This is a genomic window from Methylibium petroleiphilum PM1, from assembly GCF_000015725.1.
Classification (GTDB): domain Bacteria; phylum Pseudomonadota; class Gammaproteobacteria; order Burkholderiales; family Burkholderiaceae_C; genus Methylibium; species Methylibium petroleiphilum.
Window position 1 is genome coordinate 106,386 of record NC_008825.1, and the last position, 23,132, is coordinate 129,517.

At 71.0% G+C, this 23,132-nt stretch carries 21 protein-coding genes and 1 pseudogene; 18 read left to right on the forward strand and 4 right to left on the reverse strand.

Translation table 11 applies throughout. The features are described 5' to 3' along the window. Nucleotides 1–283: 283 nt before the first annotated feature. Both MPE_RS00505 and MPE_RS00510 read right to left on the reverse strand, forming a co-directional pair. On the reverse strand, nucleotides 284–1,492 hold the full coding sequence (locus MPE_RS00505) for a heavy-metal-associated domain-containing protein (RefSeq protein ID WP_011827705.1): 1,209 nt from the start codon (nucleotides 1,490–1,492) through the stop codon (nucleotides 284–286). Then, complete coding sequence (locus tag MPE_RS00510) at nucleotides 1,489–2,136, reverse strand: sigma-70 family RNA polymerase sigma factor (protein ID WP_049820730.1); 648 nt, start codon at nucleotides 2,134–2,136, stop codon at nucleotides 1,489–1,491. The genes MPE_RS00505 and MPE_RS00510 overlap by 4 nt, the downstream gene beginning before the upstream one ends. 177 nt (nucleotides 2,137–2,313) lie before the next feature. On the opposite strand from MPE_RS00510, the gene MPE_RS22595 reads away from it, so the two are divergent. After that, on the forward strand, nucleotides 2,314–3,849 hold the full coding sequence (locus MPE_RS22595; RefSeq protein ID WP_011827707.1) for a VWA domain-containing protein: 1,536 nt from the start codon (nucleotides 2,314–2,316) through the stop codon (nucleotides 3,847–3,849). Between the two features lie 63 nt (nucleotides 3,850–3,912). Then, nucleotides 3,913–4,314 carry an Ig-like domain-containing protein gene (locus MPE_RS00520; protein WP_011827708.1) on the forward strand — a complete coding sequence of 134 codons (402 nt, stop codon included), beginning with the start codon at nucleotides 3,913–3,915 and terminating at the stop codon, nucleotides 4,312–4,314. A 68-nt stretch (nucleotides 4,315–4,382) separates the two neighbouring features. Here the strand turns inward: MPE_RS00520 and recQ are convergent. Both recQ and MPE_RS00530 read right to left on the reverse strand, forming a co-directional pair. Next, nucleotides 4,383–6,284 (reverse strand): annotated as a pseudogene (recQ, locus tag MPE_RS00525) (DNA helicase RecQ). 48 nt (nucleotides 6,285–6,332) lie between these two features. Beyond that, nucleotides 6,333–7,715 (reverse strand): chloride channel protein, encoded by a 1,383-nt coding sequence (locus MPE_RS00530; protein WP_148210862.1) that lies wholly within the window; start codon nucleotides 7,713–7,715, stop codon nucleotides 6,333–6,335. Nucleotides 7,716–7,903: 188 nt separating this feature from the next. Here MPE_RS00530 and ssb point away from each other — a divergent pair, with 188 nt between their 5' ends. From ssb to MPE_RS00610, 16 genes are all read left to right on the forward strand, one after another. Continuing rightward, nucleotides 7,904–8,425, forward strand: a complete 522-nt coding sequence (gene ssb, locus MPE_RS00535) for a single-stranded DNA-binding protein (protein WP_011827712.1) — start codon at nucleotides 7,904–7,906, stop codon at nucleotides 8,423–8,425. 108 nt (nucleotides 8,426–8,533) lie between these two features. After that, nucleotides 8,534–10,354 (forward strand): monovalent cation:proton antiporter-2 (CPA2) family protein, encoded by a 1,821-nt coding sequence (locus MPE_RS00540; protein ID WP_011827713.1) that lies wholly within the window; start codon nucleotides 8,534–8,536, stop codon nucleotides 10,352–10,354. A gap of 360 nt (nucleotides 10,355–10,714) precedes the next feature. Continuing rightward, nucleotides 10,715–11,752, forward strand: a complete 1,038-nt coding sequence (locus MPE_RS00545; protein ID WP_011827714.1) for a sulfonate ABC transporter substrate-binding protein — start codon at nucleotides 10,715–10,717, stop codon at nucleotides 11,750–11,752. Between the two features lie 10 nt (nucleotides 11,753–11,762). Further along, nucleotides 11,763–12,758 carry an aliphatic sulfonate ABC transporter substrate-binding protein gene (locus tag MPE_RS00550; protein WP_011827715.1) on the forward strand — a complete coding sequence of 332 codons (996 nt, stop codon included), beginning with the start codon at nucleotides 11,763–11,765 and terminating at the stop codon, nucleotides 12,756–12,758. Nucleotides 12,759–12,801: 43 nt separating this feature from the next. After that, entirely contained in the window at nucleotides 12,802–14,001 is a 1,200-nt protein-coding gene (gene ssuD, locus MPE_RS00555; RefSeq protein WP_011827716.1) for an FMNH2-dependent alkanesulfonate monooxygenase, read from the forward strand. A gap of 23 nt (nucleotides 14,002–14,024) precedes the next feature. Further along, nucleotides 14,025–14,870, forward strand: a complete 846-nt coding sequence (ssuC, locus tag MPE_RS00560; protein WP_011827717.1) for an aliphatic sulfonate ABC transporter permease SsuC — start codon at nucleotides 14,025–14,027, stop codon at nucleotides 14,868–14,870. Between the two features lie 31 nt (nucleotides 14,871–14,901). Then, nucleotides 14,902–15,840, forward strand: a complete 939-nt coding sequence (locus MPE_RS00565; RefSeq protein WP_011827718.1) for an ATP-binding cassette domain-containing protein — start codon at nucleotides 14,902–14,904, stop codon at nucleotides 15,838–15,840. A 67-nt stretch (nucleotides 15,841–15,907) separates the two neighbouring features. After that, a complete protein-coding gene (locus MPE_RS00570; protein WP_011827719.1) occupies nucleotides 15,908–16,288 on the forward strand; it encodes a thioredoxin family protein in 381 nt (126 codons plus the stop codon). Between the two features lie 119 nt (nucleotides 16,289–16,407). After that, the gene (locus MPE_RS00575) at nucleotides 16,408–16,626 is read left to right on the forward strand and encodes a TOBE domain-containing protein (RefSeq protein WP_011827720.1); all 219 of its coding nucleotides are present in this window, start codon (nucleotides 16,408–16,410) and stop codon (nucleotides 16,624–16,626) included. A 10-nt stretch (nucleotides 16,627–16,636) separates the two neighbouring features. Then, the gene (locus MPE_RS00580; protein WP_011827721.1) at nucleotides 16,637–17,338 is read left to right on the forward strand and encodes an RBBP9/YdeN family alpha/beta hydrolase; all 702 of its coding nucleotides are present in this window, start codon (nucleotides 16,637–16,639) and stop codon (nucleotides 17,336–17,338) included. Beyond that, entirely contained in the window at nucleotides 17,326–17,970 is a 645-nt protein-coding gene (locus tag MPE_RS00585; RefSeq protein ID WP_011827722.1) for a peroxiredoxin, read from the forward strand. The genes MPE_RS00580 and MPE_RS00585 overlap by 13 nt, the downstream gene beginning before the upstream one ends. 119 nt (nucleotides 17,971–18,089) lie before the next feature. Beyond that, nucleotides 18,090–19,103: a sulfate ABC transporter substrate-binding protein gene (locus MPE_RS00590; protein WP_011827723.1), complete on the forward strand. Its 1,014-nt coding sequence runs from the start codon at nucleotides 18,090–18,092 to the stop codon at nucleotides 19,101–19,103. A gap of 171 nt (nucleotides 19,104–19,274) precedes the next feature. Further along, complete coding sequence (locus tag MPE_RS00595; protein WP_011827724.1) at nucleotides 19,275–20,288, forward strand: sulfate ABC transporter substrate-binding protein; 1,014 nt, start codon at nucleotides 19,275–19,277, stop codon at nucleotides 20,286–20,288. Nucleotides 20,289–20,324: 36 nt separating this feature from the next. Then, on the forward strand, nucleotides 20,325–21,161 hold the full coding sequence (cysT, locus tag MPE_RS00600) for a sulfate ABC transporter permease subunit CysT (protein WP_011827725.1): 837 nt from the start codon (nucleotides 20,325–20,327) through the stop codon (nucleotides 21,159–21,161). A 1-nt stretch (nucleotide 21,162) separates the two neighbouring features. After that, entirely contained in the window at nucleotides 21,163–22,077 is a 915-nt protein-coding gene (gene cysW / locus MPE_RS00605) for a sulfate ABC transporter permease subunit CysW (protein WP_011827726.1), read from the forward strand. Further along, entirely contained in the window at nucleotides 22,074–23,132 is a 1,059-nt protein-coding gene (locus tag MPE_RS00610; RefSeq protein WP_011827727.1) for a sulfate/molybdate ABC transporter ATP-binding protein, read from the forward strand. The genes cysW and MPE_RS00610 overlap by 4 nt, the downstream gene beginning before the upstream one ends.

Below are 23,132 nucleotides of genomic sequence, written 5' to 3' on the forward strand. Positions count from 1 at the left end.
GCCGCAGGGGTAGGCGCGAGGGAGGCGGCGTGCTGTTGCACGCAACGACTGAGCAACGCCTCCCTGCGGTCTGCGCAGCACGGGCCCGAAGGGTGATCCCAGGAAACGGGCGCCCTCGGCGTTGCCCATGCTCGCCGGGGGCCGACCCCGGCTGCGCTGTGCGCCTTGATGGCGTCCGTTTCCTGGGTCACGCGAGCCCTCCGGTAGCGTTAACAGGCCCTAGCCCCGCAGGCATGCAGGGCAACCCGGCATTATGCGGGGCCGACCGTTCGCGCGCAGGCACTCAGGGTGGCGGCGACCGATCCAGTGCGCCCGAGGCCAGCGTCGCGGCGAGGCGCTGCGCGGCATCACCGGCCGGCAGCGGCGCCCGCCAGATGCGGCCGTCCGTGCCGGCCGGCTGCCACCACAGCGCGCCCTCCAGGATCGCCACGCGGCCCAGCGGGCGGCCGTCGGTCGACAGCACCTCGGTCCAGGCCGTCGGCAGCGCCGCCGACGAGGTGGCCGCCACCGGCCGCCACCGGCCACGCGTCAGCGCCTGCGCGTCGCCGAACCACGCCAGCGCGCTCGGTGGCATCCCGGCCGCGGACGACGGCGCCACCGCGGTGGCCGCGTCGCGTCGCGCCAGCCGGGCGGGCGCGTCGCCACCGCTGCCGCGCAGGGCTGCGATCGGCGCGGCCAGCGGATCGTCGGGCGGTGCGGCCTGGGCCGATGGCCTGTCGTCCCGTCCGCTGCGCTCGGCGGTGGCGCCGAGCGGGGTCTGGTTCTGCGCCGCGGCGCCGGAGCGCTCCGACGGCGTGACGGCCGGTGCAGCGGGGGAGGCCGCCATCGGGGTCGGCGGCGGCGAAGCAGCAGCCGGCGGATTCGCCGCCTCGGGCGCTGCGATCCTCTTCTCCTGGGCCGCTGCCTTCCCGGCGGGCGGACCCGATGGCGCGGGGCCGGTCGTTCGAGGCCGCGGGGCGGCGGCCTCGCGCCGTCCGCCATCGTCGTTGTCGGCGCGCCGCGCGGTGATGGCGGCCGTGTCGCGCGCGGCTGCGTCTGCGGCCGTCTCGGCCGGTACGTCGCGGTGTGCCGGCGGCCGGTCCGCTGCGGGGTCTGCGGCGGTGGTTGAGGCGGACGGTGCGGTCGACGGCCCCGCCGGGGCAGCGCCGTCATGGACCGGTTCGGTCTCCGGCGGCGGGCCGTCGCGCCACATCACTCCGATCACGGTGGCGAGCATCAGGCTCGCGAACGCGGCCGTCGCGCCCGGATGGCGCAGCCACGCGGTGCACGAGGCGAACCCGTCGCGCACGCGGGCCCAGGGCGCCGCGGCCGGTCGCGCTGCCTTTTTCGGCGCGGACCCTGAGGCGACCCGGGCGGCGTCGAGGATGCGCCGGCTCAGCTCGGCCGGCGGGCGGGCGTCGCGGTCCGGCGCATGCCGCAGCGCGGCGCGCAGATGGGCGTCGCGCGCCACGTCGTCGTCACCGGCCGGCTCGGGCGGGTGCGGACGGTTCATGCGCTCCCCTCGGGCGCGGTCAGCACGCCCGCACCGGGCAGGTAGGCGCCCATGCAGGTGCGCAGCTTGCTCATCGCATAGCGCAGCCGGCTCTTGGCGGTCTCGAAACCCAGTTCCAGCGCGGCGGCCAGTTCGGCGAGCGACAGGCCGTCCTCGTGGTGCAGCAGGAACACCGCCTTCTGCGCGGCGGGCAGGCCATCCAGGCAGTCGAGCAGGCGCTGGCCGGCCGCACGCCAGAAGGCCTGGTCGTCGACGCCCTGCCCGTCGGCGCCGTGGGCGACCGGCCAGCGGGCCCAAGGCTCGCCGTCGGGTTCCCAGGGGTCGGGCCCCGGCGCGTCGACCGATACCTCCCGGCCGCTCCTGCGCAGGCAATCGACCGCGCGGTGGTGGCCCAGCGTGAACAGCCAGGTGCGAAAGCTCGCGCCCTGCGGTGCCCAGCGGGTGCGCGCGTCGATCACGCGCAGCCAGGTGTCCTGGAACACCTCGTCGGTCTGTGCCGCGCAGGCGCTGCCGAGCAGCCTGCGCACGAAGCGGTAGAGCGCGACGTGGTGGCGTGCGTAGAGCCGTTCGAAGGCGCGCGCGTCGCCGCCGGCGAAGGCCTGCATCAGCGTGTCGTCGGAGGGTTCGGGCGTGGGGTCGGGCATGGGCCTGCTCAGTCTGCCATCGCGGCGGTTCGGGCTTGTACGTGCGAGGGCCGCGAACGGGGTTGAACGGCGCGACGGCATTGGTCTTGACCCCGTTCGGGCGGCCCGGCCGTATCAGCCAGCCTGGGCGCGCGACGGATCGCGCGCCTCTGTCCTGTTCACCGACTGGAGTCGACGATGACCCTGCCTTCTTCCTTGTTCCCGGGTTGGCTGCGGCCGGCCGGGCTTGCCGCCGTCAGCCTGCTGAGCGCCTGCAGCGTCGGCTGGAGCGAGGCGCACGACTGGGTCTCGCCCGCGCCCGCGCGGACCGAGGCCGTGCGTCCGCTGCCCCGGCCGACCGGCCCCGGCTGGGATGCCACGCTGTGGGCCGGCCCGCAGTCCGGGCCGCCGGCCAGCCCGGACGCGCGCGACTGCGACCGCGCGCCGCAGGCCTTCGAGCTCGACGGCCCGGGCGACGCCCAGGCCCTGCAGCGCGAACGCCGGGAACGCCGCGAACGCGACGACGGCGACCGCCGTGCCGACCGCCACGGCGCCGCCAAGGCCGCGGCGGAATCGGCGGTGGCCGGCGCGGCGCCGTCGGGGCGTACCGATGCGCTGCGCCACAGCGCGCCGGCCGCGGCCCCGGCGCTGCAGCCCGACGAACGGGCGGCCGGGCCCGCGCCGCGCCGGCCGCGCGACGAGCCGGTGTCGGCCGGCGTGGTCGACGACAACGCCGACTTCGGCGCCTACCTGGCCTACCGCGCGCGCAACGAGCACCTGCCGGTGCGTCCGCGCGACGTGCAGGAGCGCTACCGCCTCACGGTGCACGACGCCGCCGGCCGGCCGGTCGCCGACGCGCAGGTCAGCCTGCACGCCGACGGCCGCGCGCTGCCGCTGTGGGCCCGCACCGACGCCGGCGGCCAGGTGTGGCTGCATCCGGGCGTGATGCCGGGCGGCGCGCCGGCGCTGATGGAGGTGCAGGTGCGCAAGGGCGGCACCGTGGGCCGCGCGCTGCTGCAGCGCGGCCAGCGCGATGCGCTGCAGGTCCGGCTGGACCGGGACCTGCCGCTGCAGCGCGCCCGTCTCGACCTCGTGTTCCTGGTCGACGCCACCGGCTCGATGGCCGACGAGATCGACAAGCTCAAGCGTTCGATGCGCTCGATGGCCGACCAGATCGCGCGCCTGCCGAGCCGTCCCGACACCTGCTTCGCGCTGGTGGCCTACCGCGACCGCGGCGACGCGTTCTTCGTGCGCGCGCACGACTTCGGCAAGGACCTCGACGCCTTCCAGCGCAGCCTCGGCGCGCTGCAGGCCGGCGGCGGCGGCGACTATCCCGAAGCGCTGAACGAGGCGCTGCACACCGCGGTGCACCGGCTGTCCTGGCGCGGCGACGGCGCCACGCGGCTGGTGGTGCTGGTGGCCGATGCGCCGCCCCACCTCGACTACGGCGCGCCGTACTACGACGACGACATGCAGGGCGCGCTGGCGCGCGGCATCAAGCTGTTCGCGGTCGGTGCCAGCGGACTCGACCCGACCGGCGAGTACGTGTTCCGCCAGGCCGCGCAATACACCGGTGGCCGGTTCGTGTTCCTCACCTATGCGAAGGCCGACGACCCGTCCAGCGGTCCGGGCCGCGAGACGGCGCACGACGTGGGCAACTACTCGGTCGAGTCGCTCGACCGGCTGGTGGTGCGGCTGGTGCGGGAAGAACTGGCGCGGCGGCCGGCCGGTTGACGGTCGAGCACCGGCAACGACCCTTCGGGTTGATCGGCCCCGGGCCTCGCGCTAGGCTGCGGGATGATCTCCTTCCTCTCGGCATGTGCAAGGCGCCGCGGCGCCGCCCTGTTCGCGGTCGTGGCACTCGCCGGATGCGGCGGCAGCGTGTCGCTGGGCTTCGGTTTCGGCGATGACGACCGGCCCAGCGCGTCGCTGGCCGTGTCGCCCACCAGCGCGGCGCCCGGCGACACCTTGCGCCTGGTGGCCGCGGCAAGCGACGACTATGGCGTCGACTTCGTCGAGTTCTACCGGATCGACGGCAGCGGCTCCACGCTGCTGGGCTTCGACGGGCTGCCGCCCTACCAGCTCGACACCACGGTGCCCGCCAACGCGGCCGGCAGCGTGCAGTACTTCGCCCGTGCGGTCGATGGCGGCGGGCAGCGTGGCGACAGTGCGGTCGTGTCGGTCGGCATCGGTCCCTGAGCGGGGCGTCGTCGACGAGAGACGATCGGGAGACGGAGACGCTGCAGCTGCCGGCCTCGTGCCGACGCTCAGCGCCCCGCGTCCAGCACCCGCAGGATCTCGCGCCCGTAGGCCTCGAGCTTCTTCGCGCCGACCCCGCTGACCTCGCCCAGGTCGCCCAGCGTGGCCGGCGCACGGCGCGCCATCTCGGCCAGCGTGGCGTTCGAGAAGATGATGTAGGTGGGCAGGTTGTGCTCACGCGCCACCTCGCCGCGCCAGGCGCGCAAGGCCTCGAAGCGAACCTGCGCGGCGGCGTCCAGGTCGGCTGGCGCGCCGCTGCCCTTCGCACCCCGGCCGGCGCTGCCACCGCCGCGGGCGAGGCGTCCGCGCTTCGGTGTGTCGCTCGGCACGCGCAGCAGCAACTGCACCTCGCCCTTGAGCACCGCGCGCGCGCCGTCGGTCAGCGCCAGCGTGTTGTATTCGCCCTCGGACACCACATGGCCCAGCGCGACCAGCTGGCGCAGCACGCCTCGCCACTGCTGCTCGGACAGGTCGGCGCCGACGCCGAAGGTCGACAGGCCGTCGTGGCCGTACTGTGCGACCTTCTCGGTGGCCTTGCCGCGCAGCACGTCGATCAGGTGAGCGGCGCCGAAGCTGCGCGGCCCGCGGCCGTGCTGACCGAAGCGGTAGATGCACGACAGCAGCTTGCGCGCGGCCTCGGTGGCGTCCCACACCGCCGGCGGATTCAGGCAGTTGTCGCAGTTTCCGCAGGACCGACTGGGCTCGCCGAAGTAATCGAGCAACCGCATGCGGCGGCAGTCGTGCGCCTCGGCCAGCGCCAGCAGCGCGTCGAGCTTGCCGCGCTGGGCGCGCTTGAACTCCTCGCCGGCCGGGCTGTCGTCGATCATGCGGCGCTGGTTCACCACGTCGGCCAGGCCGTAGGCCATCCAGGCCTCGGCGGGCTCGCCGTCGCGGCCGGCGCGGCCGGTCTCCTGGTAGTAGCTCTCGATGTTCTTCGGCAGGTCGAGGTGGGCGACGAAGCGCACGTCGGGCTTGTCGATGCCCATGCCGAACGCGATGGTCGCGACCATCACGATGCCGTCCTCGCGCAGGAAGCGGTTCTGGTGCCGCTGCCGCACCGCGGCGTCGAGCCCGGCGTGGTAGGGCAGCGCGGTGATGCCCTCCGTCTCGAGCCAGGCCGCGGTCTCGTCGACCTTCTTGCGCGACTGGCAGTACACGATGCCGGCATCGCCCTCGTGCTCGTCGCCGATGAAGCGCAGCAGCTGCTTGCGCGGATCGTCCTTTTCGACCACGCGGTAGCGGATGTTCGGCCGATCGAAGCTGCTGATGAAGACGCGCGCGTCCTCGAGCTGCAGGCGCGACACGATGTCGGCGCGCGTGTGCTCGTCGGCCGTCGCGGTGAGCGCGATGCGCGGCACGTCGGCATAGCGCTCGTGCAGCACGTGCAGGCCCAGGTAGTCCTCGCGGAAGTCGTGGCCCCACTGGCTCACGCAGTGCGCCTCGTCGATCGCGAACAGGCTCAGCAGTCCGCGCTCGTGCAGCGAGTCGAGCTGACCCAGCATGCGCGGCGTGGTCAGCCGCTCCGGCGCAGCGTACAGCAGCACCAGGCGGCCGCTCATCATCTCGCGCTCGATGCGCTGCACGTCGGCGAGTTCGAGCGAGGAGTTGAGGAAGGCCGCATGCACGCCGGCTTCCTCGAGCGCGCCGACCTGGTCGTGCATCAGCGCGATCAGCGGGCTCACCACCACGGCCACGCCGTGGCCGGCGCGGTGGCGCGCGATCGCCGGCACCTGGTAGCACAGGCTCTTGCCACCGCCGGTGGGCATCAGCACCAGCGCGTCGCCGCCGGCGCTCACGTGGTCGACGATCTCGGCCTAGTGTCCGCGGAAGGCGGTGTAGCCGAACACCTGCTGCAGCACGTTCAGCGGGTCGGTGGCGGGCAGGGTCGGGTCGGTTCGCGGCGGGGTCACGGGGCGGATGCTAGCGGAGCGCCCGCGTGTGCCGGCCGGGCGCGGGCGTCAGGGCCTGCCGGGAGCGGAGTCCTGGAATGCGGTGGTGGCGGTGCCCGAGTCCGGCGGCATCGTCGACGGCACGGCCGGCAGGCGTCGCAGCTGCAGCTCGGCCAGCTCGGCGTACAGCGGCCGGCTCAGCAGCCGCGAGACGCCGCTGGCCCCCAGCGCCGCAGCCATCAGGCTGAGCACCATCGCGTGGCCGTCGACCATCTCCATCACGATGATGAAAGCCGTGATCGGCGCCTGCGTCACGGCGGCCAGGAAGCCGGCCATGCCGATGGCGATCAGCGCCGCGCCGGCCGGCGAGCCGGTGAGCTGCGCGATGTCGGCGCCAATGCCCGCGCCGACCGACAGCGAGGGCGCGAAGATGCCGCCCGGCACGCCGCTCCAGGTCGACAGCCAGGTGCTGATGAACTTGAGCAGCACGAACAGCACCGGCAGGCCGGGTTCGCCGTCCAGCAGGCCCTTGGTCTCGTCGTAGCCGCTGCCATAGGTGAGGCCGCCGCTGACGATGCCGATCAGCGCCACCACGAAGCCGCAGCCGGCCGCGAAGCGCACCGGATGGCGCCGCCGCAGCGCGCAGAAGCGATCGGGCGCACCGACCATCGACACGATCAGCAGGCGCGAGAACAGGCCGCCCAGCAGGCCCGCGCACAGCACCACCAGCAGGCCGGGCAGCAGCACGCCGCTGTCGAGCCGGCCGACGCGGATGACGCCGAAGTACGTGGAGTTGCCGAAGGCCGAGACCGCCACCAGGCCGGCCAGCACGATGGCGGTGATGATGAGTCCGCTGTTGCGGTTCTCGATCTTGCGCGACAGCTCCTCGATCGCGAACACCACACCGGCCAGCGGCGCATTGAAGGCGGCGGCGATGCCGGCGGCGCCGCCGGCGATCAGCAGGCCGTGGTCGGTGACGCTCGATCGCGACGGCAGCCAGCGGCGTGCATGCAGCATCACTCCGGCCGCCACCTGCACCGATGGTCCTTCGCGCCCGGCCGACAGCCCGGCCAGCAGCGCGCCCGACGCCAGCACCAGCTTGGCCACGCTCAGCCGCAGCGACACGAACAGCCCACGCTGCGACGGCGAGGTGCGCGTGTCCAGCGCCGCCAGCACCTGCGGAATCCCGGAGCCGGCGGCCCCCGGCACCCAGCGCAGCGTGACCCACACCAGCGCCGCGGTGAGCGCCGGCATCCAGACCAGCGGCAGCAGCGGGTGCAGGGCGCGCAGGGCACCGAAGCCCTCGAGCGCCAGCTCGCTCAGCATCGTGAAGCCGACCACGGCGAGCCCCGCGGCGACCGCGTACGCCAGCACCACAGCGCGATCGCGCCAGGCGCGCCAGTCGACCAGTTCCTGGCGAACGGCCTGGGTGAAGTCGGGTTGCTTCTTCAAGGGTGCGGGACGGTGCGACGGTGCGCGAGCGGCGGCCCGCGCACCCACGGATGATGCCTGGGCCGGCTCATGCAAGAAGCGGGCGCAGGGCCATCGGGGTGGCGGGCATAATCATCGGCCGCCCCGGATTCCCGGGCCGCGGACCCCTCCGAATCCCTTCTTTCTCCTTACTGCGCGGGAGCAGCGGCATGGCCTCCATCAACAAAGTCATCCTGATCGGCAACCTGGGCCGCGACCCCGAGGTGCGCTACACGCCCAGCGGTTCGGCGGTGTGCAACATCAGCCTTGCCACCACCCGCAACTGGAAGAGCAAGGACAGCGGCGACAAGGTCGAGGAGACCGAATGGCACCGCGTGGTGTTCTACGACCGCCTGGCCGAGATCGCCGGCGAGTACCTGAAGAAGGGCCGCCCGGTCTACGTCGAAGGCCGCTTGAAGACCCGCAAGTGGCAGGACAAGGACGGCGCCGAGAAGTACACCACCGAGATCATTGCCGAGCAGATGCAGCTGCTCGGGGGCCGCGAGGGCATGGGTGGCGGTGACGACGGCGGTGGCGGCGGCTATTCCCGGGGTGACGAAGGCGGCGGCGAGGCCCCGCAGCGCGCGGCGCGCCCGCCGCAGCGACCGGCCGCCTCGCGCCAGGCGCCTGCACCGGCCCCGCAGAAGTCGGCCACCGGCTTCGACGACATGGACGACGACATCCCGTTCTGACGCGTCCCCGGCGCACCGTCCCGCAGGGCCTGCAACCCGAGGTTGCCGGCCCTTTTTCAATGCGGCCCGGGGCCGCGCGTTCCCCACATTCGGCGAAGGAGTACAGGCATGGCGGTCGAGGCAGCAGGCAACGAACAACTGGTCCGTGTGGTGGTGCTGCTGGCCGCCGGCGTGGTGGCGGTGCCGCTGTTCAAGCGCCTCGGCCTCGGCTCGGTGCTCGGCTACCTGGCCGCCGGGCTGGCGATCGGGCCGTTCGGCCTGGGGTTGTTCGTCGACGCGCAGACCATCCTGCACGTGGCCGAGCTGGGCGTCGTGATGTTCCTGTTCGTCATCGGGCTGGAGATGCAGCCCAAGCGCCTGTGGAGCCTGCGCCGCGAGATCTTCGGCCTGGGCCTGGCCCAGGTGGTGGCGTGCGGCGCATTGCTCACCGGCGTCGGCATGCTCGCCGGGCTGTCGGCGCCGGTGGCCTTCGTCGCCGCGATGGGCTTCGTGATGACCTCCACCGCCACCGTCATGCTGATCCTCGACGAGCGCGGCGAGACGGCCACCTCGCGCGGCCAGCGGGTGGTCTCGATCCTGCTGCTGGAAGACCTGGCCATCGTGCCGCTGCTGGCCATCGTGGCCTTCCTCGCGCCGGCGCACGCCGATGTCGACAGTTCCATCTGGCGCGCGCTGCTGCTGGCGCTGGTGGCGGTGGGCAGCGTCACGATCGCGGGGCGCTGGCTGCTCAATCCGATGTTCCGGCTGCTGGCGGCGGCGCGCGCGCGGGAGGTGATGACCGCGGCCGCGCTGCTGGTGGTGCTGGGCGCTGCGCTGCTGATGCAGTTCGGCGGCCTGTCGATGGCGATGGGCGCCTTCCTCGCCGGCGTGATGCTGTCGGAATCGAGCTTCCGGCATCAATTGGAGGCGGACATCGAGCCCTTCCGCGGCATCCTGCTCGGCCTGTTCTTCCTGAGTGTCGGCATGTCGCTCGACCTCACGGTGTTCGCCAGCCACTGGCCCCAGGTGCTGGGCGGCGTGGTGGTGTTCATGCTGGTGAAGGCGGCCGGCATCTACGTCGTGGCGCGCGCGCTCGGCGCGCCGCACGGCGACGCGCTGCACCGCATGGTGCTGATGGCCCAGGGCGGCGAGTTCGCGTTCGTGCTGTACTCGGCCGGCGTCAGCGCCGGGCTGCTCGACGGCCCGATGAATGCGGTGCTCACCGCGATCGTGATCCTGTCGATGGCGCTCACGCCGCTGGCGGTCGGGGCCCTGCGCTGGATGCTGCCGCGTGGCGCGGCCTCGCTCGAGGGCGTGGACCGGGCCGACGGCCTGACCGGCAGCGTGCTGATGATCGGCTTCGGCCGCTTCGGTCAGGTGGCCAGCCAGGCCCTGCTGGCGCGCGGGGTCGACGTGGCGATCATCGACTCGGACACCGAGATGATCCAGAGCGCCGACGGCTTCGGCTTCAAGGTCTACTACGGCGACGGCACCCGGCTCGACGTGCTGCACGCCTCCGGCGCCGCCACGGCCGAGGCGATCGCCGTCTGCGTGGACGACAAGGCGGCGGCGCTGAAGATCGTCGAGCTGGTGAAGCACTCGTTCCCGCAGGCCCGCCTGCTGGTGCGCTCCTTCGATCGCGAGCACGCGCTGAAGCTCATCGCCGCGGGCGTGGACTACCAGGTGCGCGAGACCTTCGAGTCGGCCAGTGCCTTCGGCGAGGCCGCGTTGCGGGCCCTGGGCGCCACGCCCGACGAGGCCGCGCAGGTGGCGGCCGAGGTGCGCCGCCGCGACGACGAGCGCCTGCAGCTGCAGATCACCGGCGGCCTGCGCGCGGGGGTGGGCATGATGCTCAGCAACCGCATGAAGCCCACGCCGCTGACCAAGCCGGCCCGTGCCGGCCTCGCCTTGAACGAAGAGACCGCGTCGGTCACGGCCAACGCGCCTTAGGACCTGCGCGACACGGGCGCGAGCCCTCCGGCAGCGTCAACAGGTCCTGACCGACGCCGAGCGGCCCCGGCCCCGGCGCGCCTTATGCGCCGCGCCGCTATCGACCACCGGAAAGCTTCGTTGGCCGGTGCGGCGAGTCTCCCTATCGTGCGGGCACTGCATCCCCGCACGGAGCCGCCTTGTCACTCTTCCGCTGTCCGGCCTGAACCGATCGCGACCCCTTTGACGCGGGGGCGGTTGCAGGCTGCGTCTCCTTCGCTTGTCTCTGCCTTCTGGCCTGGTTCATCGGCCGCCCCCGTCCTTTCTTTCCTCGTTGTTGCGCGCGGCGGCGATCGTCGCGTCCACGAACCGGAGTTCCCCATGAGCCATTCGGATTCTTCTTCCTCGTCCCGCTGGAGACGGCTGCCGCAGTCGGCCCGTCGCCACCTGCTGCAGGCCTTCGGCGCCGCCGCCGGCGCCGCGGCGCTCGGCACCTGGCCGCTGGCGCGTGCACAGTCCTCGGGCGCGGCGCGCGAGCCGCTGCGCGTGGGCTACCAGAAGTCGGCCAGCCTGTTCGTGCTGCAGAAGGCGCAGGGCTCGCTGGAGAAGAAGCTCGCGCCGCTGGGCGTGGGTGTGAAGTGGATCGAGTTCCCGGCCGGGCCGCAGTTGCTGGAAGGCCTGAACGTCGGCTCGGTCGACATCGGCCATGTGGGCGAGGCGCCGCCGATCTTCGCGCAGGCGGCCGGCGCCGACTTCGTCTACATCGGCCACGACCCGGCCGCGCCGGAGGCCGAGGCCATCGTCGTGCCGCAGGGCTCGGCGATCAGGAGCGTGGCCGAGCTCAACGGCAGGAAGGTCGCGCTGAACAAGGGCTCGAACGTGCACTACCTGCTGGTGCGCGCGCTCGAGAAGGCCGGCCTGAAGTACGCCGACATCCAGCCGGTCTTCCTGCCGCCGGCCGATGCGCGTGCCGCCTTCGAGAAGGGCGCGGTCGATGCCTGGGCGATCTGGGATCCCTTCCTCGCCGCGGTCGAGAAGCAGACCGGTGCGCGCGTGCTGGTCGACGGCCGCAACGGCGTCGCCAACAACTACCTGTTCTACCTGGCCGAGCGCAAGTTCGTGCAGAAGAACGGCGACGTGATCCAGGCGCTGTTCGCCGATTCGCAGGAGCAGGGCCGCTGGCTGAAGGCCGACTTGAAGCGCGCCGCGGCGATCATTGCGCCACTGCAGGGCCTGGACCCGGAGATCGTCGAGCTCGCGCTGCGCCGCTACAACTTCAATGTCACGCCGCTCAGCGAGCAGGTCGCGGCGCAGCAGCAGCAGATCGCCGACGTGTTCCACGAGCTCAAGCTGATCCCCAAGCCGATCCGCGTGGCCGACGCGCTGCCCGCGGTGCGCGTCGCGCAGAAGCAGCCCTGAGGTGACGGCGATGAGCTTCCATCGACATGCGTTGTTCGCCGGCGTGCTGGCGCTGGCCACCGGGCTGCTGGGGTTCGCGCCGGGGGCGCACAGCCAGCCGGCCGCACCGAAGGAGATCCGCATCGGCTTCCAGAAGAGCGCCGTCAACCTGGTGATCCTCAAGCAGCAGGGTGCGCTGGAGAAGCGCTTTCCCGACAGCAAGGTGTCGTGGATCGAGTTCCCGGCCGGGCCGCAGCTGCTGGAGGCACTGGCGGTCGGCAGCCTGGAGATCGGTCTGACCGGCGACTCGCCGCCGGTGTTCGCGCAGGCGGCCGGCAAGGACCTGCGCTACGTCGGCGCCGAGCCGCCCAAGCCGCAGAGTTCGGCCATCCTCGTGAAGCCCGACTCGCCGCTGCGCACGCTGGCCGACCTGAAGGGCAGGAAGGTCGCGTTCCAGAAGGGCTCCAGCGCGCATTACCTCGTGGTGCGCGCGCTGGCGCAGGCCGGGCTGCAGTGGAGCGACATCACGCCGATCTACCTGCCGCCGTCGGACGCGCGTGCCGCCTTCGAGCGCGGCAGCGTCGACGCCTGGGCCATCTGGGACCCCTACTACGCCGCGACCGAGCTCGACATCCAACCGCGCGTGCTGAGCAATGGCGTGGGCCTGTCGGGCAACAACTCCTTCTACCTGGCATCGACCGCGTTCACGCAGAACCACCCGCAAGCGGTGCAGGTCCTGCTCGACGAGCTGACGCGGGCCGATGCCTACGTGCAGTCGCACCGCAAGGAGTCCGCGCAGTTCATCGCCGACTTCAGCGGCCTGAGCCTGGCGACGGTGCACCTGTTCATTTCGCGCCGCCCGCCATCGCCGGTGAAGCCGCTGTCGCCGGCGCTGGTGGCCGACCAGCAGCGTGTGGCCGATGCCTTCCAGCAGCTCGGGCTGATCCCCAAGCCGGTGGCGGTGGCCGAGATCGTGTGGCAGCCCGGCGCCCCGGGGGCGGCGCGCCTCGCGAACGCCGCCCGCTGAGACAACAAGAACGACACGACCGAAGACGAAGGAGAGACGAGCGATGAAGCTGCTCTGGTTCATTCCCACCCACGGCGACTCGCGCTACCTCGGCAGCGCGCAAGGCGCACGCGCTGCGGACTACAACTACTTCCGCCAGGTCGCGATCGCGGCCGACAGCCTGGGCTACGAGGGCGTGCTGATCCCGACCGGTCGCTCCTGCGAGGACCCGTGGGTCGTGGCGTCCAGCCTGATCGGCGAGACGCGGCGCCTGAAGTTCCTGGTCGCCTTGCGGCCGGGGCTGGTGGCGCCGTCGCAGTCGGCCCGCATGGCGGCCACTTTCGATCGGCTGTCCGGCGGGCGCCTGCTGGTGAACCTGGTGACCGGCGGCGACGCCGAGGAGCTGGCCGGCGACGGCCAGTTCCTGAGCCACGCCGAACGCTACGAGCAGTCGGTCGAGTTCATGAAGATCTGGCGCGAGGTGATCGCGCGCTCGCACGAGCCGCAGAACGCGGTCGACTTCGACGGCAGGCATCTGCAGGTGAAGGGCGCGAAGCTGCTCTACCCGCCGATCGCGAAGCCCTATCCGCCGCTGTTCTTCGGCGGCTCGTCGGAGGCGGCGCACGAGCTGGCGGCCGAGCAGTTCGACACCTACCTCACCTGGGGCGAGCCGCCGGCCGCGGTGGCCGAGAAGGTGGCCGACATCCGGCGCCGCGCGGCGAAGCACGGGCGCACGCTGAGCTTCGGCATCCGCCTGCACGTGATCGTGCGCGAGACCGAGGACGAGGCCTGGCGCGCTGCCGGTGCATTGCTCTCGCACCTGGACGACGCCACCATCGCCGCCGCACAGCAGCGTTTCGGGCAGATGGATTCGGTGGGCCAGCGCCGCATGGCCGAGCTCAACAAGGGCAAGTTCAACCGCGCCAACATCCGCGAGGGCCTGGAGATCTCGCCCAACCTGTGGGCCGGCGTGGGCCTGGTGCGCGGCGGCGCCGGCACGGCGCTGGTCGGCAACCCCGAGCAGGTGGCCGCGCGCATCAAGGAGTACGCGGCGCTCGGGCTCGATCACTTCATCCTGTCGGGCTATCCGCACCTTGAAGAGGCTCACCGCGTGGCCGAGCTGGTGTTCCCGCTGCTGCCGCTGCAGCGCGAGACCGGCGCGGCGGCGGCGACCCATGTGCTCAGCGGGCCGTTCGGCGAGATCGTCGCCAACAGCTTCGTGCCGCCGCCGGCCGTCGCGCCGGTGCGCGTGAGTGCCAGCTGATCGACGGCCGGAAGGAGCCCACCATGTCCGTCATCGATGCCGCCGAGCCCGCGCCGGCGAGCGGTGCCGCGCCGTCCCGGCTTGCGCCGCGACGGACCTCCGGGGCCGCGCTGCGCCGCCTGCTGCCCTGGCTGCTGCCGGTCGCCCTGCTGAGCGGCTGGCAGCTGGCGTCGCAGCTGGGCTGGCTGTCGACCCGCATCCTGCCCGAGCCCTGGGCGGTGCTGAAGGCGTTCTGGACGCTGGCTGCATCGGGCGAGATGTGGCAGCACGTGGCCACCAGCACCTGGCGCGCCTTCGCCGGCCTGGCGATCGGCGGCGGCCTGGGCCTGGTGCTCGGCCTCGCGACCGGCACTTTCCGCACGCTCGAGACCGCGCTCGATTCGACGCTGCAGATGGTGCGCAACATCCCGCCGCTGGCGATGATCCCGCTGGTCATCCTGTGGTTCGGCATCGACGAGGGCGCCAAGCTCTTCCTGGTCGCCTTCGGCGTGTTCTTCCCGGTCTACCTGAACACCTTCCACGGCATCCGCGCGGTCGACCCGGCGCTGATCGAGATGGCGCGCAGCTACGGGCTGTCGGGCTTCGCGCTGTACCGGCAGGTCATCCTGCCGGGCGCGCTGCCGAACATCCTGGTCGGCCTGCGCTTTGCGCTCGGCCTGATGTGGGTGCTGCTGATCGTGGCCGAGACGATCTCGGCGCAGGCCGGCATCGGCTACATGACGATGAACGCGCGCGAGTTCCTGCAGACCGACGTCGTGCTGGTCGGCATCCTGCTCTACGCGCTGCTCGGCAAGCTGGCCGATCTGGCGGCCAAGGCGCTCGAGCGCTGGTGGCTGCGCTGGCATCCCGGCTACCGGTCGGTGCCGTGACGTCCCCCTTCTCTTCCGCTGCGGCACGACCATGCACCACCTCGAACTCGAACTGAACGAACTCGCGGTCGCGACGGCGCCCGAGTTCGCGTGGGCCGGCACGCGCCGGACCGATGCGCGCGGCGCGCCGGCCGCCGCCGAGGCGCCGGCCATCGTGCGCAGCACGAACGACACGCCGCGCGGTACCGCACTGCGGCTCGACCGCGTCGGCAAGCAATTCGGCGACCGTGTGGTGCTCGATGCGATCGACCTGCGCATCGAGCCCGGCGAGTTCGTCGCCATCGTCGGCCGCAGCGGCTGCGGCAAGAGCACGCTGCTGCGGCTCGTGGCAGGACTCGAGAGTGCGAGCCGCGGCAGCATCTCACTCGACGGCGCGGACGAGCCGCTCGCACAGCGCCGAGACCTGCGCGTGATGTTCCAGGACGCCCGCCTGCTGCCCTGGAAGCGCGTGCTGGACAACGTGGCGCTCGGCCTCGAGGGGCGTGATGCGAAGGAACGGGCCCGCGAGGCGCTCGCGCAGGTGGGCCTGGCCGAGCGCGCCGACGACTGGCCGGCGGTGCTGTCAGGCGGCCAGCGCCAGCGCGTGGCGCTGGCGCGCGCACTGGTGCATGCACCGCGCCTGCTGCTGCTCGACGAGCCGCTGGGGGCGCTGGATGCGCTGACGCGCATCGAGATGCAGCGCCTGATCGAAAACCTGTGGCGCCGCCACGGCTTCACCGCACTGCTGGTGACGCACGACGTGGCCGAGGCGGTGGCGCTGGCCGATCGCGTGCTGCTGATCGAGGACCACCAGGTGGTGCTCGACGAGCGCATCGCGCTGGCCCGGCCGCGCTCGCGCGGCGACGCCGGCTTCGCCGCGCGCGAGGAAGCCATCCTGCAGCGCGTGCTGCAGCAGCCGGCCGCCGAGCCCGTGGTCTCGGAGGCGCTGCCCGATCCGTACCGGGCCCATCGGCTGCGGTGGGCGGTCTGAGGGGGCAGCGGCCCGACCCATTCCCCCACCGCCCCGCGCGCCGCAGCCGCACAGGCACACTGCCGGCATGACGACGAGCGCGCGGGGCGGCAACGAGGACGACTGGCTGGTGGCCTGCCTGTGTGCGGAGTGGTGCGGCACCTGCCGCGACTACCGTGCGGTTTTCGAGGCGCTGGCGCGCGAGCAGCCGGCGCTGCGCTGCGTGTGGGTGGACATCGAGGACGACAGCGATGCGCTCGCGCCGCTCGACCTTGACATCGAGAACTTCCCGACCGTGCTCGTGGCGCGTGGCGCCGAGCTGCGTTTCTTCGGCACGCTGCTGCCGCATGCCACCACGCTGGCGCGCACGCTGGAAGCCGCGCGCGGCGCAGCGCTGGTCGCACTGCCGGCGGCGCAGGCCGAGGCGCTGGTGACGACGGTGCGCACGATCGGGCAGCCGGTGCGCTGAGCGCGGCCCGCCGCGCGGGCCCACATGCGGTTTGCGCATGTGGGCAGGCGAAGAGCTTCGTTGGTTGCAGAAGCGGTGAAGGCTACCTTCAGGTTTTGCACTGAAGAGGAAGTCCCCGCATGAGCATCACCGCCATCAATGTCCGCAACCAGTTCCGCGGCAAGGTCAAGGAGATCATCGAAGGGCCGGTGGTGTCGGAGATCGACGTCGAGACCCCGGCCGGACTGATCGTGACCTCGGTCATCACCACGCGCTCGGTCAAGGAGCTGCAGCTGGTGCCCGGCAAGGAAGTGATCGCGCTGGTCAAGTCGACCGAAGTGTCGATCGCCACGCTGTAGGCCGCACGCCATGCGCACCGCGGCGTTCCAGGTGCCTCGCCTGCTGGTGGTGCCCGGCCTGAACGACAGCGGGCCGGTGCACTGGCAGAGCTGGCTGCAGTCGCAGTACCGCGACGCCGAGCGCGTGGTGCAGCGCGACTGGTCCAACCCGCAGCTCGAACGCTGGGCCGCCCGCGTCGACGCGACACTGGAGCGCGCGGCGGGGCGCAGCCGCGGCGGCGAGCCGGACTCGTTCGTCGCGGTCGCGCACAGCTTCGGCTGCCTCGCGCTGGCCCGCCACCTGGCGCAGCGGCCCGATTCGCCGGTGCGCGCCGCGCTGTTCGTCGCGCCGGCCGACCCCGACAAGTTCGGCGTCGCCGGGCTGCTGCCTCAGCAGCGCCTCGCGGTGCCGAGCACCGTGGTGGCCAGCGACACCGATCCCTGGATGACCGCCGCCAGCAGCCGCCGCTGGGCCCAGCGCTGGGGCAGCGCCTGGTTGACGCTCGGCGACGCCGGGCACATCAACGCCGAGGCCGGCTTCGGCCCGCTGCCGCTGGCGCGGCGCTGGGTCACCGCGATGAGCGCGCGCCTCGCCCGCGAGCAACGGCTCGAACGCGCGACGCTGGCCGAGTGGTCGTTCGCGGTCCGAGGGGCGGCACACCGCCGCGGGTCGTCCTTCCTCCTCGATTCCCTGCCTCCATCCCATCCAGGAGCTCCACCATGCCAAGCCTGAGACTCGGCGACATCGCCCCCGATTTCGAGCAACAGTCCACCCAGGGTCCGCTCCAGTTCCACGCGTGGCTCGGCGACAGCTGGGGCGTGCTGTTCTCTCACCCGGCCGACTTCACGCCCGTCTGCACCACCGAGCTCGGATTGACGGCCCGCCTCAAGGCCGAGTTCTCCAAGCGCAATGTCAAGGTGATTGCGCTGTCGGTCGACCCGGTCGACAAGCACGGCGCGTGGATCGAGGACATCAACCGCACCCAGAACGCGGTGGTCGACTTCCCGATCCTGGCCGACGCCGACCGCAAGGTCAGCGAGCTCTACGACCTGATCCATCCGAACGCCAGCACGACCGCCACGGTGCGCTCGCTGTTCGTCATCGACCCGGCGAAGAAGATCCGCCTGACGATCACCTACCCGGCCTCGACCGGGCGCAATTTCGACGAGATCCTGCGCGTCATCGATTCGCTGCAGCTGACCGAATACCACAGCGTCGCGACGCCGGCGAACTGGAAGGACGGCGACGACGTGGTGATCGTGCCCGCGCTGCAGGACGCCGAACTGATCCGGCAGAAGTTTCCGAAGGGCTATACCGCCGTCACGCCCTATCTGCGCCTGACGCCGCAGCCCAATCGCGCCTGAGACTTCTTCGAGAAACGCATAAGCGTCCTTGCTTTCATTCGTTCCGCGTTGAAGCGGCGCTTTCTAGCATCTCCCCATTCGCTCATTCCCGCCCTGATTCCGTGATCCCGAGGACCTTCATGACCCGTTTCGCTTCCGTCCGTGGCGCGCTCGCCGCCTCGATCCTTGTTTTGGCCGCCGGTGCCGCCGCCGCCAAGGACGTGACCCTGCTCAATGTCTCCTACGACCCGACGCGCGAGCTCTACGTCGAGTACAACGCCGCCTTCGCCAAGTACTGGAAGGGCAAGACCGGCGACAACGTGACCGTGAAGCAGTCGCACGGCGGCTCGGGCAAGCAGGCTCGCTCGGTGATCGACGGCATCGACGCCGACGTGGTGACGCTGGCGCTGGCCTACGACATCGACGAGATCGGCGAGAAGGCCAAGCTGCTGCCGGCCGACTGGCAGAAGCGCCTGAAGCACAACAGCTCGCCCTACACCTCCACCTACATCTTCCTGGTGCGCAAGGGCAACCCGAAGGGCATCAAGAACTGGGACGACCTGGTGAAGCCGGGCGTGTCGGTGATCACCGCGAACCCCAAGACCTCGGGTGGCGCCCGCTGGGGCTACCTGGCGGCCTACGGCTTCGCGCTCAAGCAGCCCGGAGGCGACGATGCCAAGGCGCGCGAGTTCGTCGGCAACCTGTTCAAGAACGTGCCGGTGCTGGATTCCGGCGCCCGCGGCTCCACGGTGACCTTCGCCGAGCGTGGTATCGGTGACGTGCTGCTGGCCTGGGAGAACGAGGCTCACCTTTCGCTGAAGGAGTTCGGCGTCGACAAGTTCGACATCGTCTACCCGCCGCTGAGCATCCTGGCCGAGCCGCCGGTGACGGTGGTCGACAAGGTGGTCGACAAGAAGGGCACCCGCGACGTGGCCCAGGCCTACCTCGAGTACCTGTACACCGCGGAGGGCCAGGAAATCGCCGCGCGCAACTTCTACCGGCCGATCGACGAGAAGGTCGCGGCGAAGTACGCGAAGAACTTCCCGAAGGTCAACCTGTTCACCATCGACGAGGTGTTCGGCGGGTGGGCCAAGGCGCAGAAGACCCACTTCGCCGACGGCGGTGTGTTCGATCAGATCTATACGAAGAAGTAAGCACCGGGATTTTTTCGAGAGCAGGCGCCCACTTGCTGGGCGCCTGTCGGCGTTTGGCTACGCCATTTTTCTCATAAGCATTCGACGAATCTGTCGTTCCCGTTTTAAGCGACGGTCCCTAGCATCCGCTCCCATCGACCTTTCCGCGGGGACTCCGGGCCCTGCCACATCATGTCTCTCCTGCCTTCGTCGCTGCGGCGCGCACTGATCGTTTCTCCCCTGTTGCTGGCCGCCGGCTGGGCCACGGCCGCCGGGCCGACGCTGCTGAACGTCAGCTACGACGTGGCGCGCGAGTTCTACAAGGAGATCAACCCGGCCTTCCAGAAACAATGGAAGCAGGCCAGCGGCGAGGACGTGACGATCAACCAATCCCACGGCGGCTCGAGCAAGCAGGCCCGCGCGGTGATCGACGGTCTGGAGGCCGACGTCGTGACGATGAACCAGTCGAGCGACATCGACGCCATCGCCACCCGCGGCAAGCTGATCCCCGAAGACTGGGCGAAGCGGCTGCCGAACAACGCCGCGCCCACCACCTCGGTCACGGTGATCCTGGTGCGCAAGGGCAACCCGAAGAAGATCGCCGACTGGCCCGATCTCGCCAAGCCCGGCGTCAGCGTTGTGATCCCGAATCCCAAGGTCACCGGCAACGGTCGCTACAGCTATGTGGCCGCCTGGGGCTCGGCCATCAAGGCCGGCGGTACGCCGGCCCAGGCGCGCGAGCTGGTGCAGAAGATCTTCGCCAACGTGCCGGTGTTCGACGGTGGCGGCCGTGCGGCGACCACCACCTTCGCACAGCGCAACATCGGCGACGCGCTGGCGACCTTCGAGTCGGAGGTCAACCTGATCAAGGCCGAGTTCGGCGACAACTTCGACGTGGTCTACCCCAAATCGACCATCCTGGCCGAGAACCCGGTGAGCGTGATCGACACCGTGGTCGACAAGAAGGGCACGCGCAAGCAGGCCGAGGCCTACCTGAAGTTCCTGTGGTCCGACGAGGCCCAGGAGATCGCCGCCAAGCACCAGTTGCGCCCGCGCTCGCCCGCGCTGCTGGCGAAGTACGCGAAGGACTTCCCGAAGGTCAACACCTTCACGATCGACGAGATCTTCGGCGGCTGGAGCAAGGCGCAGAAGGAGCACTTCGACGACGGCGGGATCTACGACCAGATCCTGGCGGCGCGCAAGTGATCGTGCCGGTTCGATCATTTTCCTGAAGTACTGACCGTGTTCCTCTCTCGCGCCCTGCTGCGGCGACACAGCGTGCTGCCCGGCTTCGACCTCGCGCTCGGCTTCACGCTGCTCTACCTGAGCCTCATCGTGCTCATCCCGCTGTCGGCCGCGTTCCTGAAGACCTTCACGCTCACCTGGCCGGCGTTCTGGGAGGCGGTGAGTTCGCCGCGGGTGGTGGCGTCCTACCGGCTGACCTTCGGCGCCTCACTGGCGGGTGCGCTGCTCAACGCGGTGTTCGGGCTGGTCATCGCCTGGGTGCTGGTGCGCTACGAGTTCCCGTTCAAGCGCATCGTCGACGCGCTGGTCGACCTGCCATTCGCGCTGCCCACCGCGGTGGCCGGCATCGCGCTCACCGCGATCTATTCGCAGAACGGCTGGATCGGGCAGTACCTGCCCTTCAAGGTGAGCTTCACGCCGGTCGGCGTGTTCGTCGCGCTCACCTTCATCGGCCTGCCGTTCGTCGTGCGCACGCTGCAGCCGGTGCTCGAGGACCTGAGCAAGGAGATCGAGGAAGCGTCCGCCACCCTGGGCGCGAGCCGCGCACAGACCTTCCGGCTCGTGATCTTCCCGATCCTGATCCCGGCACTGCTGACCGGCTTCGCGCTCGCCTTCGCACGCGCGCTGGGCGAGTACGGCTCGGTGATCTTCATCGCCGGCAACCTGCCACTGGTCAGCGAGATCACGCCGCTGCTAATCATCACCAAGCTCGAGCAGTACGACTACGCCGGCGCCACCGCGATCGCGGTCGTGATGCTGGTGTCGAGCTTCGTGCTGCTGCTGGGCATCAACCTGCTGCAGGCCTGGTCGCGCCGTCGCCAGGGAGGAAACTGACATGACGACCGGCGCCACGCTGGCCCTGAAGGCCGCTGCACCCGCTGCGGCGGTCGCTCCGACGAACCTGCGCAACGCCACCTCGGAGGCGCCCTGGGTGCGCCGCACGCTGATCGGCATCGCGCTGGTGTTCCTGACGGTGTTCCTGTTCGTGCCGCTGTTCGCGGTGTTCTACGAGGCGCTGAAGAAGGGCTGGGATGTCTATCTCGCGGCGATCGTCGAGCCCGACGCGCTGTCGGCCATCCGGCTCACGCTGCTGGCGGCAGCGGTGTCGCTGCCGCTGAACCTGGTGTTCGGCGTGGCGGCGGCCTGGTGTATCGCCAAGTTCAACTTCCGCGGCAAGAACATCCTGCTGACGCTGATCGACCTGCCGTTCTCGGTGAGCCCGGTGATCGCCGGCCTGATCTTCGTGCTGGTGTTCGGCCTGCAGGGCTGGCTGGGCGGCTGGCTGCGCGAGCACGACCTGAAGATCATCTTCGCGCTGCCTGGCATCGTGCTGGCCACGGTGTTCATCACCTTCCCGTTCATCGCGCGCGAGCTGATCCCGCTGATGCAGGCGCAGGGCGTCGAGCAGGAAGAGGCGGCGCGCGTGCTGGGCGCTTCGGGCTGGCAGATCTTCTGGCGCGTGACGCTGCCCAACATCAAGTGGGCGCTGCTGTATGGCGTGATCCTGTGCAATGCGCGGGCGATGGGGGAGTTCGGCGCGGTGTCGGTGGTCTCGGGCCACATCCGCGGCCAGACCAACACGATGCCGCTGCACATCGAGATCCTCTACAACGAATACCAGTTCGCGGCGTCGTTCGCGGTGGCTTCGCTGCTGGCCGGGCTGGCGCTGGTGACGCTGGTGCTGAAGTACCTGGTGGAGCGACGGGTGAGAAACCAGATCAAGGGCGCGAGCGCGCTGGAGGCCGTATGAGCATCGAAGTCCGTAACCTGAACAAGCGCTTCGGCCCCACCGTCGTCTGCGACGACATCTCGATCGACATCCCCTCGGGCGAGCTGGTCGCGCTGCTCGGACCCTCGGGTTCTGGCAAGACCACGCTGTTGCGCATCATCGCGGGCCTGGAAGTGCCCGACAGCGGCAGCGTGCTGTTCCACGGCGAGGACGCCACCCGCACCGACGTGCGCGAGCGCCAGGTCGGCTTCGTGTTCCAGCACTACGCGCTGTTCGCGCACATGACGATCTTCGAGAACGTGGCCTTCGGGCTGCGCGTGCGCCCCAAGGCCACGCGGCCCAGCGAAGCCGAGATCCGCAGCAAGGTCACCGCGCTGCTGAAGCTGGTGCAGCTCGACTGGATCGCCGACCGCTTCCCGCACCAGCTGTCGGGCGGCCAGCGCCAGCGTATCGCCCTGGCGCGCGCGCTGGCGGTGGAGCCCAAGGTGCTGCTGCTCGACGAGCCCTTCGGGGCACTCGACGCCAAGGTGCGCAAGGAGCTGCGCCGCTGGCTGCGCCGCCTGCACGACGAGGTGCATGTGACGAGCGTGTTCGTGACCCACGACCAGGAGGAGGCGATGGAGGTCGCCGACCGCATCGTCGTGATGAACCAGGGCCGCGTCGAGCAGGACGGCCCGCCGGACCAGGTGTACGACCACCCGGCGTCGCCCTTCGTGCTGCAGTTCCTGGGGGACGTGAACCTGTTCCACGGCCGCTTCGGAGCAGGCCGGGGCGATGCGAAGGTCAGCGGCGAGGTCAGCTACGTACGCCCGCACGAGCTGGCGATCCTGGCTGCACCGGCCGAGGGCTCGCTGCCGGTGACGCTGTCGCAGGCGCTGACCGTGGGGCCTAACACGCGGGTGGAGTTCAAGCGCGTGGACGACGGCAGCTACATCGACGTCGAGCTGCCGCGCTCGGAGTTCCATGCGCTGCGCGAACGCTTCCCGCTCGATCCCGGCGCCACCGTGCACCTGCTGCCGCGCCGCGTGACGCGCTTCGCGCAGGAGTCCGAAGCCGATCCGGCCGCGATGATCTGA

Excerpts from the sequence above, each read along its gene's own strand:
- MPE_RS00505 (WP_011827705.1), bottom strand. The coding sequence starts at position 1,492 with ATGAACCGTCCGCACCCGCCCGAGCCGGCCGGTGACGACGACGTGGCG.
- MPE_RS00510 (WP_049820730.1), bottom strand. The coding sequence starts at position 2,136 with ATGCCCGACCCCACGCCCGAACCCTCCGACGACACGCTGATGCAGGCC.
- MPE_RS22595 (WP_011827707.1), top strand. The coding sequence starts at position 2,314 with ATGACCCTGCCTTCTTCCTTGTTCCCGGGTTGGCTGCGGCCGGCCGGG.
- MPE_RS00520 (WP_011827708.1), top strand. The coding sequence starts at position 3,913 with ATGATCTCCTTCCTCTCGGCATGTGCAAGGCGCCGCGGCGCCGCCCTG.
- ssb (WP_011827712.1), top strand. The coding sequence starts at position 7,904 with ATGGCCTCCATCAACAAAGTCATCCTGATCGGCAACCTGGGCCGCGAC.
- MPE_RS00540 (WP_011827713.1), top strand. The coding sequence starts at position 8,534 with ATGGCGGTCGAGGCAGCAGGCAACGAACAACTGGTCCGTGTGGTGGTG.
- MPE_RS00545 (WP_011827714.1), top strand. The coding sequence starts at position 10,715 with ATGAGCCATTCGGATTCTTCTTCCTCGTCCCGCTGGAGACGGCTGCCG.
- MPE_RS00550 (WP_011827715.1), top strand. The coding sequence starts at position 11,763 with ATGAGCTTCCATCGACATGCGTTGTTCGCCGGCGTGCTGGCGCTGGCC.
- ssuD (WP_011827716.1), top strand. The coding sequence starts at position 12,802 with ATGAAGCTGCTCTGGTTCATTCCCACCCACGGCGACTCGCGCTACCTC.
- ssuC (WP_011827717.1), top strand. The coding sequence starts at position 14,025 with ATGTCCGTCATCGATGCCGCCGAGCCCGCGCCGGCGAGCGGTGCCGCG.
- MPE_RS00565 (WP_011827718.1), top strand. The coding sequence starts at position 14,902 with ATGCACCACCTCGAACTCGAACTGAACGAACTCGCGGTCGCGACGGCG.
- MPE_RS00570 (WP_011827719.1), top strand. The coding sequence starts at position 15,908 with ATGACGACGAGCGCGCGGGGCGGCAACGAGGACGACTGGCTGGTGGCC.
- MPE_RS00575 (WP_011827720.1), top strand. The coding sequence starts at position 16,408 with ATGAGCATCACCGCCATCAATGTCCGCAACCAGTTCCGCGGCAAGGTC.
- MPE_RS00580 (WP_011827721.1), top strand. The coding sequence starts at position 16,637 with ATGCGCACCGCGGCGTTCCAGGTGCCTCGCCTGCTGGTGGTGCCCGGC.
- MPE_RS00585 (WP_011827722.1), top strand. The coding sequence starts at position 17,326 with ATGCCAAGCCTGAGACTCGGCGACATCGCCCCCGATTTCGAGCAACAG.
- MPE_RS00590 (WP_011827723.1), top strand. The coding sequence starts at position 18,090 with ATGACCCGTTTCGCTTCCGTCCGTGGCGCGCTCGCCGCCTCGATCCTT.
- MPE_RS00595 (WP_011827724.1), top strand. The coding sequence starts at position 19,275 with ATGTCTCTCCTGCCTTCGTCGCTGCGGCGCGCACTGATCGTTTCTCCC.
- cysW (WP_011827726.1), top strand. The coding sequence starts at position 21,163 with ATGACGACCGGCGCCACGCTGGCCCTGAAGGCCGCTGCACCCGCTGCG.
- MPE_RS00610 (WP_011827727.1), top strand. The coding sequence starts at position 22,074 with ATGAGCATCGAAGTCCGTAACCTGAACAAGCGCTTCGGCCCCACCGTC.